The sequence below is a fragment of the Bradyrhizobium sp. Gha genome (assembly GCF_900113735.1).
Classification (GTDB): Bacteria; Pseudomonadota; Alphaproteobacteria; order Rhizobiales; family Xanthobacteraceae; genus Bradyrhizobium.
In genome coordinates this window covers 108557-126632 of record NZ_FOQM01000011.1, presented here as the reverse complement: position 1 = coordinate 126632, position 18076 = coordinate 108557, and the positions used below count along the sequence as shown (strand labels likewise).

The following is an 18076-nucleotide window of genomic DNA, read 5'->3' as shown; positions in this document are numbered from 1 at the left end:
CTTCATGCTGGGCATGAGCATGGGGCGGCACAAGCGTTCTTGCGCGCGCAGCCATTCACAAGACGAAGACTGCTTGTGAGGCACTGAGTTGCCAAAACTAGAGTCCGAAGCATGAAAACACCTTCATCGCCGCACTTCACGCCAGTGGACTTGAAAGCCTACTTCAACGCCAGGCGCGCAAATGCACCTGAAGGTTTCGCAAGCCGTCCGGGTGACACGGGCTGGATCGATTCGCTTCGCGGGCTCCAGACCCATCGCGGCATGCCCTTTCTCTTCGGCAGCGATACAGGGCCGGATGTACTGGAGCTGCGCCCCGGGGCGCCTCCCGCCGTCATAGGCTTGCCGCCGATAATGGCGAGCTATGTACTGTTCGTGCAAGTGGCGGCAGACCGCACGAGTGCAAGCCCCGAGGGATTCGGAGAGATTGGCCCGGCTACGCTGCCTATAGAAGGCAATCCACTCGGCGATTGCATAGCGACATACGGGCTCCGCTATGCTGACGGCAGCGAAATCGACGTGCCGGTGCTGCGCCGCTTCGCGGTCCAGCAGAACCACATCTCCTGGAGTGCGAGTCCGTTCGCTGCGCTGCCGCTGCGTACCCCCATCGTGCACGCAAGCACCGGCGAGGACTTTGTACTCGGCAGAGCGCCGGGGGCCAGCTTCTTCCAGGGCGAGGCTCGCAACCAATCTGGACGCATGGATCGGCAAGGCGAGAACCTGTGGCTTTACGCGCTGCCGAATCCTTGTCCGGATAAGGAGCTCTCCGCACTAAGTCTGCGCGCGGAACAGGAAGTCTCGCTGGTCTTTGCGGTGACCACGACAGCACTCGCCCAGCACCCGCTGCGGCTCCAGGGTCGCCGCAAGCTAAAAGTCAGCCTGCCGCCCGGGGTCAATCTGAACAAGCTTGGCGAGCTCGATGTTGACGATCGAGGCGAGCAGGTCGGCATGGACCTTGGCACGGTCGTCTCGGCCCGCGCAGTGCTCGACTACTCCAAATCAGATTGGCTGGGAGACAAAACTGATGTGCAGCCCGTGCGCTCGGCCAGCGAAGTCGTCGTCGAGTACTCCGCGCATCCTGATGCAAGGCTTTATATGCGCTCGGAGGATGGCCGCTTGCACATGTTTGACCTTCGTTCGTTGGAAGGTGCCGATAACGCAGGAGGCCCCTCGTTCAATGTGGCGGCGGTCGAGCCGGCCACAAGGCCGGTCAAGATCCGCATCATCGAGAAGGGCAGTGGCGTGCGTGTTGCCGCGCGGCTGCATATTCACGGCGCGCACGGCGAGTATCTGCCACCCAAGGGTCATCACCGCAAGGTCAATACCGGCAGGTTCGAGGACTTCTCGGGCGAATTTGCCAATGGGCTGAATCAGTACGCTTACGTAGACGGCAGCTGCGAGGCAGACCTGCCGCTCGGGCCCGTGTTTGTCGAGATCTGCAGAGGGTTTGAGGTGCGACCGCTACGCACCATCGTCGAAATCACTGCAATGACGGACAATCTCACCTTTGAGCTCGATCGTGTGCTGCGCTGGCGCGAACGGGGATGGGTGAGCTCTGATACGCACGTCCATTTCCTGAGCCCGCAGACAGCGCTGCTTGAGGGGAAGGCGGAGGGCGTCAACGTTGTTAACTTGCTCGCCGCACAGTGGGGCGAGCTATTCACAAACGTTGCCGATTTCGACGGGCGGACAACGATCGGGGCAAAGGATTTCGGCGGAGACGGAGAATTTCTGGTTCGGGTCGGCACCGAGAACCGGATGCAGGTTCTGGGGCACATATCTTTGCTTGGCTACGAAGGTGAGATGATCAATCCGCTCTCTTGCGGCGGGCCCAACGAAGCTGCGATCGGCGATGTTCTGGAAGCGACCATGGCCGATTGGGCGGAGCGCTGCCGCCAGCAAGGGGGACTGGTCGTCATGCCGCACGCGCCGAATCCGCAAGCGGAGCGGGCGGCCGACATTGTGCTCGGTCTTGTCGACGCCATCGAAATGATGTCGTTCAACCCGCGGACTGCACAGATCAGCGCATTTGGACTTGCCGACTGGTACCGTTACCTCAACATCGGCTACCATCTACCGCTGGTAGCGGGCTCCGACAAGATGGACGCGGCCGCACTTCTCGGGGGCTCGCGGACATATGTGCGGCTTGGCGACCGTGACTTTACGTATCGCAACTGGATGGATGCCGTACGTCATGGCGACACGTTCATTACTGTCGGGCCTCTGGTTGAGATAACCGTTGAAGGACGGCGCCCTGGAGGCGCGGTGGCGCTTCCCCGTTCGGGCGGCACCCTCACGATCGACTGGCGGATCGAATCGGTCAGCGTGCCGCCAACGCGAGTGGAGCTAATTCGCAACGGCAGCGTCGTCGAGGAGGTTCGATGTGGCGGCTTGTCGTGCAAGGGTCAGCTCTCGCTGCCTATCAGCCAGTCGTGCTGGATCGCGCTGCGCGTTCGGGGCAGTGTCGCCGGACGCGAAGCCGACATTGCGGCACATACCAGTGCGGTATATGTCCAGGTAGGCGACATGCCCATCTTTGCCACCGCGGATGCAGTGTCGGTCCTTGCACAAATCGAGGGATCGATCGCCTATATGGACACGCTCGCTCCCAAGTCCGATGAAGCCCGGCACTTGCGGTTGCGAGCCGCCCTTGAACTTGCGCATCATCGCCTGCATCATAGACTGCACGAACTGGGTGCGAGCCACCACCATGCGCCCGTTCACTCCGTTCACGTTGAACGCGAGCATTGAGACGCCTTCGGCGCCTTTGACTGTCGCTCGGCGCGCTGCCTGCTCGGCAGGCTCTAATTACGGGCGATTGTTCAATGGAATGCCCACCCGGCTGCCTGGGCCGCGAAGGATAGGCCGCGGTTCTGAAACTGATTTCAGGCACCGTTGCCCGATCAATGATCTCTGCTGCGCCCGCGACGGGCACCAGAACGCGGCGGGGCGCTCGATGAGCGCATGACCAGCCGGTACGGCAGCGCGACGCTTTTCGGGACAGGACTTCCGGCGATGGCATTGATGAGATAATCGGCCGCTCCCCGGCCGATTTCTGCTGCGGGAACACTGACCGTTGTGAGCGGCGGGTCCATTTGCGCTGCGAGCTCCACATCATCAAATCCTGTGATGGATAGCGTAGCCGGTACGGCCAGACCCATCTTGCGAGCCTCTGCCATTGCTCCGATGGCAAGCGTGTCGGTGGTGCAGATAACTGCTGTCGTGTCCGGGTGATCGGTGACGAGCTGACGAAGGGCACTGCGGCCCTGGGCAAGCGAATAATCGGCCTTGACGATCTGGCTTGGCTTGAGCGGGAGGCCGGCGTCCGAGAGCGCACGCTGAATTCCCTCCAGCCTGGCGCGGGATCTGTCGTTGGACGCGGCAACGACGTTGGCAATCGCGCCGAAACGGGTATGTCCAAGCCTGAGCAGATACTCCGTCATCTCGCGGGTGGCGCTTTCGTTGTCAATTCCGATTGCGGGGATGCCGCCGCCGGCCTTGGCAACATAGGTTGTGATGACGGGTACACCTGCCTGTTCGATCAGGCTCCTCAGCTCCCGTCCGTGGGAAGCTCCGACCAGCACGATTCCATCGATGCCGCGTTCAATGAGACTGCGCAGTTCCTGAAATTCCCGCCGCTGGTCATATTGCGAATTGGCAATGAACAATGTGTAGCCGCTCTCGCTGAGGCGGTTCTGGAGCGCTTCCACGCCTTCTGCAAAGATACCGAGTGCCAGCGTCGGAACGATCACGCCGATAGTCCGCATGCGTCCTGATTTCAATGCTCGCGCTGCGCTATCGCGCGTATAGGCGAGGTCATTGATATGCCGCATGACCCTGTCACGAAGCTCCGGCCGTACGATATCGGGGTGATTGAGCACTCGCGATACGGTCGCTGGCGACACATCCGCCTTCCGGGCGACGTCCTCGATCTTCACCCGCGGCTGCTGGCGGCTTTTCGGCGCGATTACAGGTTTCTTGTCCATTTGCTTTGGTCACCAGGAGACGGAGAGCGTCTCCTCACAAGGGTTAAACCATCACCAGCGCCACTTTCTCAAGCCCTGGATGCCGGCCGTCCGCGCTATTTCTGACCCACTCAGGCGCAGATCAAGCGGGATGAGGCCAGGCTCATTCGAAAGTTGGTTGATTCACTTGACTGTGCTTCTCGCATCGCCTAGTTCTGAAATCGATTTCAGAAATCGAAGGCCAAGGCGCTCGATTCAGCGAAAAACCGAAAGCAAGGATGTAATGGTCGATCTCTTAAAGGGCATTCGCGTCCTCAGCCTCAATCACTTTCTGATGGGTCCCGTCGGCGTGCAGTTTCTGGCCGACCTCGGTGCGGATGTGATCGCCGTAGAACCGCCCGGAGGGGCCTTTCAGAGGAAATGGGGCGGTGCGGACAAGCGGATTGATGGCCAGTCGATGTTGCTTCTCACTGGAAACCGCAACAAGCGCAGCCTCACGCTCGATCTGAAAAAACCCGAAGGGGTGGTCATCGCCAGGCAACTCATCGCGAGATCGGATGTGATCGCAGAGAACTTCCGCCCGGGTGTGCTCGACAAGCTTGGTCTCGGCTACCCGGATGCAAAGAAGATCAATCCCAAGATCATCTATGCCGCTGCGTCCGGCTACGGTCCTGACGGACCTTACGTCAACCGCCCGGGCCAGGATCTGCTGATCCAGGCGCTTTCAGGGCTTGCGACGATCACCGGAAGTCGCGAGCAAGGTCCTCGGGCTGTCGGCGTTTCCGCCATCGACCATCACGGCGCGGCCTTGTTTGCGGCGGGAATCCTGGCTGCCCTGGTGAGGAAAGCGCGCACGGGGCAGGGCTGCCGGGTCGATGTTAGCCTGCTATCGGCTGCGCTCGACCTCCAGATGGAATCATTTACATGCTACCTGAACGGCCAAAGGCCTGACGACGTCCGTCAGCCGGGCCCGGTGGCGGGCTGGTATTACGGCGCGCCTTACGGCATCTATGCGACGCGCGATGGACACATTGCGATTTCTTTGGGATCGCTCGAGGCGCTCTCAGACGCGCTTGGCCTCCCCCCCGACAAGCGGATTGCTGACGAGGACGCGTATCGCCGGCGGGATGAGGCCTCAGCCATGATCGCGGCCTGTGTCGCCAAACGCACAACCAGCGAATGCATCGTCTTGTTCGAAGCGCGTGGAATTTGGCACGCTGCGGTGAACGATTATGCCGACGTGGTTGCGGATCCGCAGATCGCGCACAATGGACATTTTCAGGTGGTCACCGGCGCGACCGGCGCTCCCATTACCCTCGTCGGTCATCCCGTGCGCTACGACGGCGAGCAGCCGGAGGTGCGTTTGCCGCCGCAAAAACTCGGAGCCCAAACGGAGGAGATTCTAAAGGAGCTCGGCTATGACGCCACCAAATTGAAGGATCTTTACAATACGGGCGCCATCGGTGCTGCGGACTCGCATCACTAAACGAAGATAGCGACTTCTTGGAAGTAGCAGGCTTTCCAACAGGAGGGGTTTGGTCATCGGCACAAACTTGCGCGCGGCGTTGGTTTCTCGCGATGCTGCCGACGAGGTTTGCTCTTCGGCGGCGGTGCAACCAAGCATGCTTGCAAGTCGCGGGAACGCTCGCTGTTCGCGCTAGCCCAGGGTCTGTTGATAAAGAGCGTTGAGTGGTCGCCAGGCCAAAGCCCGCACGGCGAGTTTTTGTTGGATCGAAAAGCCATGTCGAAAAGCAAATATCTGCTCGCGCGCGAGCGCATGCTTAAGCGCATCGCCGAGACTCGGGAGGTTGCACGCTCGGGCTTGCCACACTGGGCGAATGCCGCAGACGGAAGATGGACCTTCACGCCCGATGGTGATTGGACGGGCGGGGCATTTGTCGGTGAGCTCTGGCTCGCGCATCTCGCTGATCCCAGGCAGTTCCCAATCGAAGACGCCCGTGCTGCGCTAAGTCGAATGTTACCGCGTGCCGAGCGGCTTACGGCCTTCAAGGGCTTCGGCTTCTATCATGCTGGCGCCCTCGGCAGCATCCTGTTCAAGGACGCAAACGCGCGCGAGGCTGCTCTGACAGCGGCAAGGTCGCTTCGTGACATGTTCGATCCACATCTTGGACTGATACCGTTGGGCAGCGATGCCGAGGAGGCGAACGCAGTCGGAGCCTCCGAGAGCAGCATCGACTCGCTCCAGGCGACAGGCCTGCTCTATTGGGCCGCAGACGAGCTTTCCGATTCCCGGATGGAGGAGGTTGCCAATGCACATATGCGGCGTGTTCTGGACATCCATGTGCGGCGGGACAATTCAGTTATCCAGTCGTCCACCCTCAATCCCCACACCGGGGAGGTACTCAGGACGCACACGCACAAAGGATATAGCGATATCAGCACCTGGGGCCGGGCGCAGGGATGGGCGATGCTCTACACCGCTCACGCCGCCATGGTCCGCCCGGACGAGGAGCTATGGCGCGATTACGCCGTGCGCCTTCTTAACTGGTGGATCGATCACGTCCCTGCGGATCTCGTTTCCTTCTGGGATTTCGACGATCCGGCGATCCCCAACACTAGCAGGGATACTGCGGCCACTGCTATCGCTGCTGCCGCGGCGCTGCGGCTCGCATCCGCACTTGGTCCTGAGCGGGGCGCCAAATATAGATTATTTGCCGAGCGCACAGTTACTCAGCTGATCTCGAAATACCTGACACCGACTGCTCCCGATGACCCGCGACCGCCTGGAATGCTCACCGGCGGCTGCTTCACCCGAAAGGCAATCGTGCGCGATCTCGATGCGGCCCAGAACGTCGAACTGATCTTCGGAAGCTACTTCCTGTTTGAATGTCTCGCCGTTTTGACGGACCTGGTGCCGCCTGGCTGGATCTAATGAGGAGGTGCCGAAACGCTTCCAACGAGACCAAAGCCTCAAACCAAAATTGTTCGTGACGCCACGGCAGTCAATCTCCGCTCCTTGGGGCGTGATGGCTCAGCGAGCTCGAGAGCAATTGACTGCCTCCTGTCTGGAATCCTCTACATGAGAAATGCGAAAACTCCCATTTATCGCGGCTTGTTCCCGGTTGCTCCGACGCCGTTTACGGGCTCGGGAGATCTCGATCTGGAAGGGCAGCGGCGCGTTCTCGATTGCATGATTGATCAAGGCGTGGACGGGATCTGCATTCTGGCCAATTATTCCGAGCAGTTCCTGCTCTCTGATCAGGAACGTGACATTCTGGTCGAGCTCTGTCTTTCGCATGTCGCGGGCCGCAAGCCAGTCATGGTGACATGCAGCCATTTTAGCACGCAGATTGCAGTGCAACGCGCTCGCTATGCAGCCGAACGTGGCGCAAGCCTCCTCATGCTGATGCCGCCTTATCACGGTGCAAGCCTCAAGGCGGATGAAGGCGCCATGATCGAGCATTTCGGCCGGGTCGCGGACGCAGCCGGGATTCCAATCATGGTCCAGGACGCTCCGCTCTCCGGCGTTACATTGACGGTCCCGTTTCTCGTCCGGCTCGCTTGCGAGGTGCCGCTCGCCAGGTATTTCAAGATCGAGGTGCCGTTTGCGGCTGCCAAGCTGCGCAGCCTGATCGAGCTCGGAGGTGAGGTCATAGTTGGTCCTTTTGACGGGGAGGAGGCCATCACCATGATGGCAGACCTCGACGCCGGTGCGAGCGGAACAATGTCAAGCGCGCTGTTGCCCGACCTACTCCGCCCCGTGCTTGATCGTCACAGAGCGGGCGACAGGCAGCAGGCCGCTCTGGTGTATGCAAAGGTGCTGCCCCTCATCAATTTCGAAAACCGCCAGTGTGGCCTGCGCGCCGCCAAGAGCGTGATGGCTGAAGGTGGCGTGATCAAATGCGAAGCCGTACGGCATCCGCTCGACCAGATCCATCCCGCGACGAGAGCTGGCTTGATCGAGCTTGCCCGCGAGCTCAACCCCTTGGCTCTTCGTTGGGGACATTAAAGTGCGGGGATGACGCGGCGGGCAAAAGCGGCAGAAGCTGTTTACCCCCAAATTGGATGTTCCTCACCGGCGAATGGACACAAGTGGGTTCAAATCCCACCCCTTCCGCCAGTTCCCCTTCAAGTCGTTGATCTTCCAAAAACTCTGCAGTTCCAATGGCTTCCAGCTGATGGGGGCTACGGTGAGCTGCTAGAGCGAGCCCATGGAAGACGTGCCTCACCCTCGACTACACAAGCGCAAAAACACCTACTACCTCCGAGCCTCGTACCCCGCCGATCTGCTGCATCTGTTCAAGGGCAAGGAACGGTGGAAGTCCATTGGGACCTCTGACTACCGCGAAGCCGTGCGGAGGGTCCGCGCCGCGAGTTCGGCATTCGATGCCGAGATGGACCGGCTCCGGGCAACCGAGGCGGGCCCACCAGCGAACCTGTCTCAGCGTGAGATCGTTCGGCTGTGCGGGAAGGCTTACGAGTTCGCCATTCGGCAATGGGGAGACCGCCCCGGTGGTCCCGTCATCTACGAGAAGTTCATCGACAAGATGTCGCGGACGCAGAGCCCGACTGAGCTGGAAGCAGAGATCGGTCCTCACCTAGCCGAGCTGCTCAGTCGCTCCTCGACGGTCGGGAATATCGACGAAGATAAGGGCTCGGTTCTTGCCTACCTTGCGCGACACCATCAGCGACGCTGCCACTACGCTCCTGCGTCGAGCCAACAACGACTATGGCACCGACGATCTCGTGCAGAGGTTCGGAGAGGCGCACAAGAAGCCCACTGGAGGTCTCAGCCTGCGGCAGCTCATGGACGACTATTTGGCCGATCCCAGCGTCACGCGGGGAGAGAAGACCCTGCTCAGCTATCGGATCGTGTTCGACGCTATCGAGGAGCTCATGGGGCCGGACAAGCTGGTCCGAGATGTGAACCGAGCGGACTGCACGCGAGTTCGGGCGCTGCTGCAGACAATCCCTAAGAACGCCCGGAAGGTCTATCCCGGCAAGTCCCTGCAGGATGCCGCGCGACTGGCCAAGATCGACGGCAAGCCGCTCATGTCTGTAGGAACGATCAATTCGTACCTGATCAACCAGTCGTCACTCTTCAACTGGGCAGTCAAAGAGGAACTCGCAGATCGCAACCCAGCCGCGGACTTGCAGTTGGCCGACCCGGTCAAGGACAAGAACAAGCCGGTGCCATTGGGTGATCTGCCGAAGCTGTTCCAGATGCCTCTCTACACGGGCTGTGTGGACGACGAGAACGGTTATCGCCGTCTTTCCCGTTTGGCGACAGGTGCGTCTACAAGGAATGCAGACCGATATTTTGAAGAGCGATGCACTTCGCCGTCGCATTAGTACGCTGGGTAAAATGCGAGACGATCTTGCGGAGCAGGCTGAGATCGTGCGCCAGGAGCTACAGTGGTATCCGGACCACATCAAGACCTTAAGCTTTTGGGTGCACGAGGCGGCTGCGAAAGTTGACCGCTTGTTAGATTTTGTCTCGCTCCAAAAGGCGCTGCGCCTTGATGGGAAGCGTGTTGCTGCGGCAAGGGCCGATCTGATCGAAAAGCTGAACACGCTCTCGCGTGATCTTTGGGTCATGAACTGGGATGTCTATCTCGATGGTGAAGACGCTCCCGATGAAGAGCAGGCAGAGAAGCTGCAGGCGGAGGCAACAACGGCGGAGGGGAACTTGGAAACTACAATCGGAGCTACACTTCGGAGCGTCGGTGCTCTGAACGCGGCGATCTCCGAGGACATCAGTCATGCTCGAACGAAGCTACATGCCCTCAGCGAGAGCCTCGTCACTCACGATGCGTAGCCACCGCGGATAGTTGGCGAAAAAATGTGAAGCCCCATTTCCACTGCGTTGCCAGCGCCGTTCCCCCTTGCCCCCCATGGCAATGTGGGAGTTCGGGCGTCCCGTGCCTCGTCAACCCATCAAGCAATCTGGGGGGTACTGATGAACTGGAGGAACGCTCTACCCAGTGCGGTAGACTTCTGGTTCATGATCGAACCGCCCGACATCATGACCTTCGACGATCCCTCGACGAGCCTCTCGGCTTCAAGCTCTGCAACGATGACTTCAAGCAGGTCTTCGCGCTGTCCAAACTCCGGCAAGCCAGCCAGCAGCACGGGCCAGAAGGAGCCCATCATCATTCCTTTCGCCTGCGCCACCATGGCGGGTGAGCCACTTGGGTTGTCCATTGCCTTCAGAACGCGAACGTGTGCCGTTGAGAACCTGCCGACGTAACCCATGAACCTGCCACGCAACACGTCGTCGATTGCGATGCCTGCGGCGGTGTTGAGCACCACGTTTCGGAGTGCCTCCAGCCGGTCTTCATCTTGCGCCCGCATGGCCTGATCTGTCGCCTCGTACACGACGCCAACGAAGGCCGGGTTCTCTCCTAACGCCCTCGGATCGAAGCCATCCAGACGGTCCTGAAAATCCTGAAGACCCTTACCGATCTCCTTGAACCATTCCTCCTGCCGCTTCCTCAGCGGCTCTCCGATGGCGCGTTCAAGAATTTCTTGAAGGGCATCGCCAACGAACGGCACTGCAGCAAGGCTGACCTTGGCAACTGAGTAGCCGAACCTGCCGGGCGCATCGTCCGGGAAGTCGGGTAGTCGATTGGGTGTGTCCACGTCTAACCTCTCGTTTCGCGCCATTGGAGAGTACATGCGCTCACGCAACGGTTGATCGTGTTTTGCAAGTTGTCCCCGGATACTCCGAGCATGGCGGCAGGAGCGTCCGATAGGGTATGCCCGTGCGGACAAGTCCAAAGCATCCGAAAGCGCGTCCGCTAGGGTTGACTTCGGTCAACGGACATGAGAAACAACGGACGATACCCTAGCGGACAACAGAGGCGATCGATGGCCACGATTTTCTACGCACGAGTTTCCACCACCGACCAGACTGTCGAGCATCAGCGGATCGGAGCAGAGGCCGCAGGCTTCAAGATCGACCGCGTTGTCGCGGACCATGGCGTCTCGGGCATCAGCACACGGCTCGTCGAACGTCCCGAGGGCAAGCGCCTCTTCGACATTCTCCGCAGCGGGGACATTCTCGTCGTCCGCTGGATTGATCGGCTCGGGCGCAACTACGGGGACGTTTGCGACACCATCAGGGAGTTCATGCGGCGCGGCGTCGTGATCCGCACGGTGATCAACGGGCTCACCTTCGACGGGGCAACCAAAGACCCAATGCAGCAGGCCGTCAGGGACGCGCTCATTGCCTTTATGGCCGCCACTGCGCAGGCCAACGCCGAGGCCATTAAGGAAGCACAGCGCGGCGGCATCGCTCTCGCGAAGGCGACGGCAGGTGAGACGAAGTACCGTGGACGGAAGCCCACGTTTGACAAGGACCAACTTGAAACCGTGCGAAATATGCTGGAGCAGTCAGCGGGCGTGGGGCAGATCGCGACAGCAACAGGACTAAGCCGACAGACAATCTATCGGATCAAGGGGGACCCAGCAGGGGCCGAAGCAGCGCTGGCGCAATGGGCCACCTGAAGCATTAGCTAGGCGGCGTTACAAGCTGAGCCAAGTAAGGGCGCAAATGTTCGCGGACCATCGCAAACTGCTTGCTGCTCAGCAACTGGTTCTTGCGCTCACCAACATCTTGGATGCGTGCATCGTTGCTCGTAATGCCAACAGCCTCCTCGACGCCAAGGATCAACTGGGTGGCTGACGGCCGCCGTTTGACCAAGAATGATATGATTGCTGGCAGGTGTTGAGCGTCTTGTCCTTGTTGGTTCGGCGCATCGATCACGATTGGACAAAAGGCCGACGACCCAAACTCGTGCGCAGTATGCAATAAGGCGTAGCTGTATGCCGCAAGGCCACGCGGACCTTCACTGCCGCGAGCATGGGGGGTCGCCGAGATTGACGCCGTGCGGTCGTCACCAATGCGGACATCAAGTTCCTGTGCGAAGCTAACTAAGTTGGTGGAGAAGAAGTCCTTGATAACTCGCGCACGCTTGCGATCCAGAGACTTACGCATCTCGGCACTCTTCTCGTCCATCTGCGTAACGAGCTGACCGATCTCGGTTTCCACCGCTCCTATGCGGTCGCGCAAGGTACGGGTCGCTGCATTTCGCCCTTCTGCAGCTACGATCTCCCCGAACGTGAGATCATTCTTACGAACAGCAAGGACGGCTCGAACTCTGGAGACCGAAGCTTCGATTTGGCCAATTTCTGTTCGTGCCGCCTCGATCTGCTTCTGTATTTTTTCCTGCTGCTCTTGGGCATGGCGCAGAACCGCAACCAAAGCCTCGGTATCCGCCGCGATGTTGAACCTTGCGGCGATGTCATTTGTGTAGTGCTCGCCGCAGGTCGGGCACTCAACATCGATAGGGTGTCCTACCGCGCTCTTAAATACATCATCGAGTTCGCCAAGAGCTGCCCGGGTCACCTGTATCTGTGATTGCCAAAGAGCGCGTGCATCGACTAGTTCGGACATCTTTGCTCTGTGCGCTGTCTGTTGGTCCAATAACTGAGCACACTCAGCGAGTAGGTGATTTGTTTCGGCCTCGTAGTCTTCAAGATTGAAATAGATAGCTGTTTCGGGCTCCACTGCTCGGAGTTGCTCGACAGCGTCGCTGAGGCCCTGCAAACGTGCGCGAGCGTCCCGCAAGGTAACGGCCAAGCGGTCTTTCTCTGCCTGAGCTACGTAATAAGAGTTGGGCTTAAGGCCGGTATGATACTCAGCAAGCGTTGCAGACGAGCGAGGCAAGTACATGTTCCGGAACGGCTCCCAAGCCGATGTCCAGCTCTTGTCCTGATCCATGTAGAAGGGCGCAAATGCGTATGCAGGTGGTGGCACCACCACTTGCTCGCGTTGATCGGTCATCAGCAGCCTGAAATCTAATAGGTCCGCAAGGAATGGAGCCAGCTCGTGCGTGACAGATGTCGTTTGCAGGGCGCGTCTCCCAGACGCATCGAACACGGTATACGTGCCCGCAAACTTCATTATCGTGTGTGCTTTTCCATCCACTTCAAAATCGACCGCAGAAACTACCTGCGCGCTTCGCCAGCTCTGATCGATCCGATGTGGTTCGGCACCGAAGGTATCATACAGGCTTTTTAGGAGGGCCGACTTGCCGAACCCGTTCGCGGCCCGAAGAACCGTCGCGCCCGGGTCGAACTCGATCATCAAGGCGCGCTGCTCCTCCTGAGATAGAAGCCAGACCTTGTTGAATTTCATTGTGGTCACGCCGCTTTCTCCCAATGTTTAGCAGCAGTCGTCGCAGTCCGAACACGCGCTGCTCATCCATTCAGCGCCTCATATAGCTCCAAGAGGATCGCAGCTTCGACTATCTCTATCGGGTGAGATGGCTTGGGCGTGGGGAGGGCCGCCTTGACAAGTTCTGTGGCCGTCAACAAGCTTCCACATTGTTGTGCTGAAGCTTTGACCTTATGCAAGGCATCGCGCACGTCGGCGGCCAAAACAACGGCCTCATGGGCACGTCTTGAGCGATCGCGTAGATAAGAGACCATCGCTGTCTTGGCTTTGATACGAGCAACGGTGCCGCGACCTGCTTCCTTCAGCGCATCATCGACGACGGCCCAGTCATCAAGTATTCCCCTGCGCGCTTCAGCCGCGGTGAAGGCCGCCTCGATTTCATCACGCCCTAAAGACTTGCGCGAGTACACATCGGATACGCAAGTGCATTCCGTCGTGTCATGTGCTCTCGCCGTGACATCTTCAATAAGGGTGCGATAGAGCGCAGTGATTGCCAGGCCGTCCTTTGTGGACGCGGCATCAACCAACTTTCCCTTCAAGAACACGTCGTACCCGGTCACGGGAACGTCGGTCCGCTCAAAGCATAACACGTCGTCTTCTGAAGGAGTACGAGGTGACGGAAAATCGGCGTCCAGTGCAGCGGAAAAGCGCTTTTTATCGTCTGCCCCAACGCTCGCGTACGTGATCTTTATGTGGTCCGGCGTTGTCTTCGTGCCGTCAGCAAGCGTGAGCTGAAATGGTGCATTCGTGAGAAATGAGCATGCCCCAACAGCCGAACCAAAGTCTTTTGTGTTGTGATACATTTTGCCAATAATGGTTCTAGGAATGTCATCGCTTAAGGCGCAGAGGCCACTCGCGGTCCAACTGCCTTGCTGCTTGCCTTTGATCTGGAAAAAGTCGATCCGATCCGGGCTGTTGGACTTGTTGAGTAGGACAAGATCGTCGAAGTGATCGAAAAGTGCCCGGTAGTCTGCTCCTGACGCATGTACGTCCAGCACCTTCGAGAGTGACACGTGAAGCTGGAACGCATAACGCGCCCCGGTTCGAGGTCCCGCCTTCTCACGCGGCTTGGCCGCGACGAGCGTTGTTGTTAGTCCAGTCATAAGCCCCCGCAAAGCCTAGCCATTAGACGCGAGCTTCGGGTATCACGCAACTGGCGCGAGCCTCTAGTGGGCCCTTCTGCCGTTCCACTTTCGACCTATGATGGGCCGATCGCGGCGGAAGGTCGGCGGGTAGGGGCTTGAGCACTTGGAATTTTGCATCGCAACATTCGGCCCCGAGACAGGACGCTATGCAGGTAAGACGTGACGAAGAAATCGCTGGCGTGCGATTGATGAAAGTGCGGGACCTTTTGAGGTGGGCCGACGATGGCCCGATCCACCTATCAGCAATCAGCGATCGTCTCCATTGCGATCGGGCTAAGGCGGAGCTGGTCCAAAATGCGCTGCTTGAGGCTGGCTACATCGAGATCAACCCAAATGCGTCAGGCCAGAACTGCTACATTGCGAGTGACCTTGGAAGGCAACTGTGCAACGCAAAGTTTGTTCGGCGCATTACCCGCACCGAGGCGGATGAGCTGGTGGCTGACTTCCTTGAGCGCGTGCGGCTCGTGAATGGTCGTGACGAGCTGACCCACCGCGTCCGCGAGGTGCGCGTTTTTGGTAGTTACATCGAAGATGCGGCAGACCTCGGAGACGTAGACTTGGCCGTTGACTTCAGGCCGCGTCGCTCGACACACGTTGAAGAGGCGCAAGCGAGGGCGAAGCAGTCCGGGAAGACAATCGGCAATTTTCTTCAACTGATCACCTTTGGGCAGCGAGAGGTCAGACAAATTCTCAAAAACCGCAGCCCGTACCTTTCAATCCACGAGTTTGGAGAGGTCGAAGCGCTCGGTGCGAAGTACCGAGTGTTGTTTCGCACCGACGCAACATAGGTCTCGGATTGCGGGGGGGAATGCACCGGCTCGACCGTGCTACGGCGACGTGCTACAGTTGGCATGCTAAGGGTCGAACTTTCCCTCAGTAGATCAATGACTTCGATCGTTTAGCAGGCGGTCCCACCCCTTCCGCCATCTGCTAGTCCTAATCCGTCCTAATCCGTCTTTCCGTGTCGAACATGTGCTTGATCCAAAAGCACTTTTCGAACATCTCTGTTCGATCATGTCCGACGCCGCAAGAGTCTACACATTGCACGTCGCGCGTCACCCTGCTCGAAGTCCGGTCTCACGTTGGCGCCGCGGTAACCGCAACCTTTTCAGACGAACTGCGGCTCGAGGTCGGACATCGTCTGGCCAGCGGTCAGCGTCAAGCGCGACGTTGTGGCCGCAGTGGCAATACACCAGGACGCCGCGCAAACCCATTGCGCGCATCTCGCCGAAGGTGATCTTGAGCGGCCGGCCGTCGGAATGTGTTGGCGTGTGGTGTCGAGGGCGTGGCATTCCGCCATCGAAGCGCGTCCCCGGCGGGAGTCAGATTGTCGATTGCTAGTGGCCCGGAACGCGCGAAAGCCACAGCGCGTCGTGGGTATGGACATTCCACCACAGCGAGGCTCGGATGGAAAGGTCGGGCCGAACGACCTGTGCGGAGCGGCCGAAGGCCGCCAGAGGTCGCACTGCTCGCGCCCAGGCTCAAAAATCGAACAGCGAAGGGATTCTGAGATGTCGGACGACGCGGTAGCGAAGATCATCGATGAGATGAGCCTCCCAGAGCTGGTGACGCTGCAAGCGGATCTGCTGGCGCAAGTCGCTTCGGGTAAGATGACGCCGGAGCAAGCAAACGCGATCTCTGCGATAGTCGAAAAACGCATCGAAGCAGTTAGGCGAGAGACCAGATCTCACTGAGATAGTTGGAGCGGGACCGGGTTCCCCCATTCACATCGCCGCGCCGGTTCACGCTGGCGGGCCTACCTCTTCGATCACGTCGTATTCGAAAGCGACGCCTTCCGGATCGTTCTGATCGAACCACATTTCCGCTGCATCCACAGTAGCGAAAACCTTGATGTGATCCTTGTCGCCCACCTGTTTGGCGGTGTTCACATACACGAAAACGGTCATTGATCCCTCTTCAGTTTGGGTCATGACATGTCGGAGAGACGGCCCCGGCTTCAGGGGGCTATTGAGGGGAGGCCGGGGCCACTCCGCCAGCTCGGTCGCCGAGCCAGCGAGACTCACAAGCTTATTCAGTGGCCTTTGTTCCTGACACACTCTGACCGACACGCGACGCGCGGGCACGTCTGGGTTTGTCCTTATTTCCCGGAATGTTCCTATCGGGCTCGGGGTGCTGTCCCTATCTAACCCCCGGTGTCTTTAGTTGAATTGGGGAGTGTCCTAATTCGCTCAGCGGACTAACTTGCTTAAATGTCCGCCACCCATTTGTTGTATGCAGGTCCCGTCAATGAGGACACGGGGCAGAGGCAGAGGCAGAAGACACGAAGGTGAAGAATGCCCCCCGGTGCGAGGATGCCGAGCCCCGACGAGCTTCCGAGCACGCATCTTTGACGTTCGCAAAAATAGCCAGGTCAACGTCTACGATTGTCCGACCTGCAAACGGCTCTACTGGAAAGAGTAAAGCCCGCCAGTCGCCGTCCCGGAGTGGCTTAATTCTCCACGCGCGCACGATCTTGTTCCCGTCACCGTGTCGATGGTACGATCGTCCCTATCGGGGAACGACTGCCATGCACTACCGCGCTTACATCTTAGACGATGACGGGCGTATTACCGGCGTGCATGAGCTGGATTGCGCCAACGACGAAGAAGCCAAGGAGAAGGCGGCCCAACTATTCGATGGGCACGACCTTGATGTCTGGCGACGAGAACGGCATGTCGTTCGGCTGAAGCACCAGGAAAGGCAGTAGAGCTGCCTTAGTCTGTCTTCTTCTTGTGATCGAAGCGAGAGCAGAAAGCGCCAGGGTCCCATTTTCCGGGGCGCATCAACGCCAGAACGAAGGCCTTCTTGGAGATGGCGCTTGGAAGGGCGCCGCGACGTCTACGGCCCGATCTGTGCTCACCAGCGCGCAATCGTTGCATTTGAACAACCTACAGTCGGCTTGTTCGCTCAAGAACTTCATCGGCTCCAAGCACAGCTCACAGGTCTTGGGGGGATTGTCAGTGTTAGAAAAAATGATTTTCATTATGTGCTCCACGAAATGCGCTTCAGGAACGAGCACATAAGACGCTGATTCGACGGAGGTGTTAAATCCTCTTTAGGACTAACCTTAAGGCCGCTCGAGCTGTGTTGCCGCGAAGCCGCGGCGATTTCGAGATGGCCGCGGCCGGCGCATGGTCAAATCAGCCGGGTGAATTCGGCAACAACACATGTGAATCCGGTTGCGGCCTGTTGGGCCGACCGTTCGCGCTGGCGCGGCTACAGCGCGCGGGCCGCCCGACGAAGCTAGGGCATGCCGCGATAGAAGCGGCGACGTAAGCACCTCGCAAATGATCAATTCCAAGCGGCTCGGAAAGGCGGGGAGCTACTGCGTATCGTGGCTATGGGTTTATCAGGTGACCATTAGCCAAGCCACCCCGGCGACCATTACATAAAATCCCGTCAGCGCGATAAGGATAAAAGCTCGCTCGGTTCTGTCCATGGATTCCCCCTACGCAAAACTACGCAAAATCCCGGCATTTCCAGAAACGAGGTTATCCGCCCGAAGGACCGAATCAACTGCACTGTCAATCCCACTCGCACCTGAGGCTGTGGATAGCGGGGGAAACACAAAATGCACCGCGTGAACGGTCGCGGTCAGATTATCGCCGTATCCGGCCGGTCACCCGGGGGGCATCGGTCGGCTGTGTCCCTTGTGGGAGACTGCCACCGCGGGCGTGCCCACGACCCAAGGCCGGAAGAAAGGTCAATGCTGCGTCGCCTTCACATAAGCGAAGCACTCGGGAAACGCCCTGCCACTCGTTCTAGGA

Annotated in this window: 15 protein-coding genes and 1 pseudogene; 11 read left to right on the top strand and 5 right to left on the bottom strand. The window is 59.1% G+C overall.

The genetic code is table 11. From position 1 onward, the window contains the following. Positions 1 to 111 precede the first annotated feature (111 nt). Positions 112 to 2748, top strand: coding sequence for a CehA/McbA family metallohydrolase (locus BM222_RS16290; RefSeq protein WP_244547161.1), 2637 nt, complete (start codon positions 112 to 114; stop codon positions 2746 to 2748). Between the two features lie 152 nt (positions 2749 to 2900). Here BM222_RS16290 and BM222_RS16285 read toward each other — a convergent pair whose 3' ends face one another. After that, entirely contained in the window at positions 2901 to 3983 is a 1083-nt protein-coding gene (locus tag BM222_RS16285) for a LacI family DNA-binding transcriptional regulator (RefSeq protein WP_092229238.1), read from the bottom strand. Here BM222_RS16285 and BM222_RS16280 point away from each other — a divergent pair. The 6 genes and pseudogenes from BM222_RS16280 (at position 3976) to BM222_RS16260 (ending at position 9741) form a co-directional block, all read left to right on the top strand. Further along, positions 3976 to 5448 (top strand): CaiB/BaiF CoA transferase family protein, encoded by a 1473-nt coding sequence (locus BM222_RS16280; protein WP_244547160.1) that lies wholly within the window; start codon positions 3976 to 3978, stop codon positions 5446 to 5448. The two genes, BM222_RS16285 and BM222_RS16280, sit on opposite strands and share 8 nt — an antisense overlap. Before the next feature lie 108 nt (positions 5449 to 5556). Beyond that, positions 5557 to 6855, top strand: a complete 1299-nt coding sequence (locus tag BM222_RS16275; RefSeq protein WP_092229236.1) for a glycoside hydrolase family 88 protein — start codon at positions 5557 to 5559, stop codon at positions 6853 to 6855. 147 nt (positions 6856 to 7002) lie between these two features. Further along, positions 7003 to 7932 carry a dihydrodipicolinate synthase family protein gene (locus tag BM222_RS16270; RefSeq protein ID WP_092229235.1) on the top strand — a complete coding sequence of 310 codons (930 nt, stop codon included), beginning with the start codon at positions 7003 to 7005 and terminating at the stop codon, positions 7930 to 7932. 202 nt (positions 7933 to 8134) lie between these two features. After that, positions 8135 to 8320 (top strand): annotated as a pseudogene (locus BM222_RS43335) (DUF6538 domain-containing protein); the annotation flags it as partial. 274 nt (positions 8321 to 8594) lie between these two features. Continuing rightward, positions 8595 to 9275 (top strand): site-specific integrase, encoded by a 681-nt coding sequence (locus tag BM222_RS16265; RefSeq protein ID WP_092229234.1) that lies wholly within the window; start codon positions 8595 to 8597, stop codon positions 9273 to 9275. Beyond that, the gene (locus BM222_RS16260) at positions 9229 to 9741 is read left to right on the top strand and encodes a hypothetical protein (protein WP_143105982.1); all 513 of its coding nucleotides are present in this window, start codon (positions 9229 to 9231) and stop codon (positions 9739 to 9741) included. Before BM222_RS16265 ends, BM222_RS16260 begins: the two co-directional genes overlap by 47 nt. Positions 9742 to 9860: 119 nt before the next feature. On the opposite strand, the gene BM222_RS16255 is transcribed toward BM222_RS16260, so the two are convergent. Beyond that, entirely contained in the window at positions 9861 to 10565 is a 705-nt protein-coding gene (locus tag BM222_RS16255; protein WP_143105981.1) for a hypothetical protein, read from the bottom strand. Between the two features lie 228 nt (positions 10566 to 10793). Here BM222_RS16255 and BM222_RS16250 point away from each other — a divergent pair, with 228 nt between their 5' ends. Continuing rightward, positions 10794 to 11432 carry a recombinase family protein gene (locus BM222_RS16250; protein WP_092229231.1) on the top strand — a complete coding sequence of 213 codons (639 nt, stop codon included), beginning with the start codon at positions 10794 to 10796 and terminating at the stop codon, positions 11430 to 11432. 4 nt (positions 11433 to 11436) lie between these two features. Here the strand turns inward: BM222_RS16250 and BM222_RS16245 are convergent, their stop codons facing one another. After that, a complete protein-coding gene (locus BM222_RS16245; protein ID WP_143105980.1) occupies positions 11437 to 13134 on the bottom strand; it encodes a hypothetical protein in 1698 nt (565 codons plus the stop codon). 53 nt (positions 13135 to 13187) lie between these two features. Continuing rightward, positions 13188 to 14267, bottom strand: a complete 1080-nt coding sequence (locus BM222_RS16240; RefSeq protein ID WP_092229229.1) for a dsDNA nuclease domain-containing protein — start codon at positions 14265 to 14267, stop codon at positions 13188 to 13190. 188 nt (positions 14268 to 14455) lie between these two features. Between BM222_RS16240 and BM222_RS16235 the strand changes: the two genes are divergently transcribed. Together BM222_RS16235 and BM222_RS16225 are read left to right on the top strand one after the other, a co-directional pair. Beyond that, a complete protein-coding gene (locus tag BM222_RS16235) occupies positions 14456 to 15097 on the top strand; it encodes a hypothetical protein (RefSeq protein WP_092229228.1) in 642 nt (213 codons plus the stop codon). 723 nt (positions 15098 to 15820) lie between these two features. After that, positions 15821 to 16003, top strand: coding sequence for a hypothetical protein (locus tag BM222_RS16225; RefSeq protein ID WP_092229227.1), 183 nt, complete (start codon positions 15821 to 15823; stop codon positions 16001 to 16003). Between the two features lie 48 nt (positions 16004 to 16051). Here the strand turns inward: BM222_RS16225 and BM222_RS41125 are convergent, their stop codons facing one another. Beyond that, positions 16052 to 16216, bottom strand: a complete 165-nt coding sequence (locus BM222_RS41125) for a hypothetical protein (RefSeq protein WP_177243257.1) — start codon at positions 16214 to 16216, stop codon at positions 16052 to 16054. A 620-nt stretch (positions 16217 to 16836) separates the two neighbouring features. Between BM222_RS41125 and BM222_RS16220 the strand changes: the two genes are divergently transcribed. After that, on the top strand, positions 16837 to 17016 hold the full coding sequence (locus BM222_RS16220) for a hypothetical protein (protein WP_092229226.1): 180 nt from the start codon (positions 16837 to 16839) through the stop codon (positions 17014 to 17016). Positions 17017 to 18076: the final 1060 nt, after the last annotated feature.

Bases quoted from the DNA above. Each gene is read 5' to 3' on its own strand.
- BM222_RS16290 (WP_244547161.1), top strand. From the start codon at position 112: ATGAAAACACCTTCATCGCCGCACTTCACGCCAGTGGACTTGAAAGCC.
- BM222_RS16285 (WP_092229238.1), bottom strand. From the start codon at position 3,983: ATGGACAAGAAACCTGTAATCGCGCCGAAAAGCCGCCAGCAGCCGCGG.
- BM222_RS16270 (WP_092229235.1), top strand. From the start codon at position 7,003: ATGAGAAATGCGAAAACTCCCATTTATCGCGGCTTGTTCCCGGTTGCT.
- BM222_RS16260 (WP_143105982.1), top strand. From the start codon at position 9,229: ATGCAGACCGATATTTTGAAGAGCGATGCACTTCGCCGTCGCATTAGT.
- BM222_RS16250 (WP_092229231.1), top strand. From the start codon at position 10,794: ATGGCCACGATTTTCTACGCACGAGTTTCCACCACCGACCAGACTGTC.
- BM222_RS16240 (WP_092229229.1), bottom strand. From the start codon at position 14,267: ATGACTGGACTAACAACAACGCTCGTCGCGGCCAAGCCGCGTGAGAAG.
- BM222_RS16235 (WP_092229228.1), top strand. From the start codon at position 14,456: ATGCAGGTAAGACGTGACGAAGAAATCGCTGGCGTGCGATTGATGAAA.
- BM222_RS16225 (WP_092229227.1), top strand. From the start codon at position 15,821: ATGTCGGACGACGCGGTAGCGAAGATCATCGATGAGATGAGCCTCCCA.
- BM222_RS41125 (WP_177243257.1), bottom strand. From the start codon at position 16,216: ATGACCGTTTTCGTGTATGTGAACACCGCCAAACAGGTGGGCGACAAG.
- BM222_RS16220 (WP_092229226.1), top strand. From the start codon at position 16,837: ATGCACTACCGCGCTTACATCTTAGACGATGACGGGCGTATTACCGGC.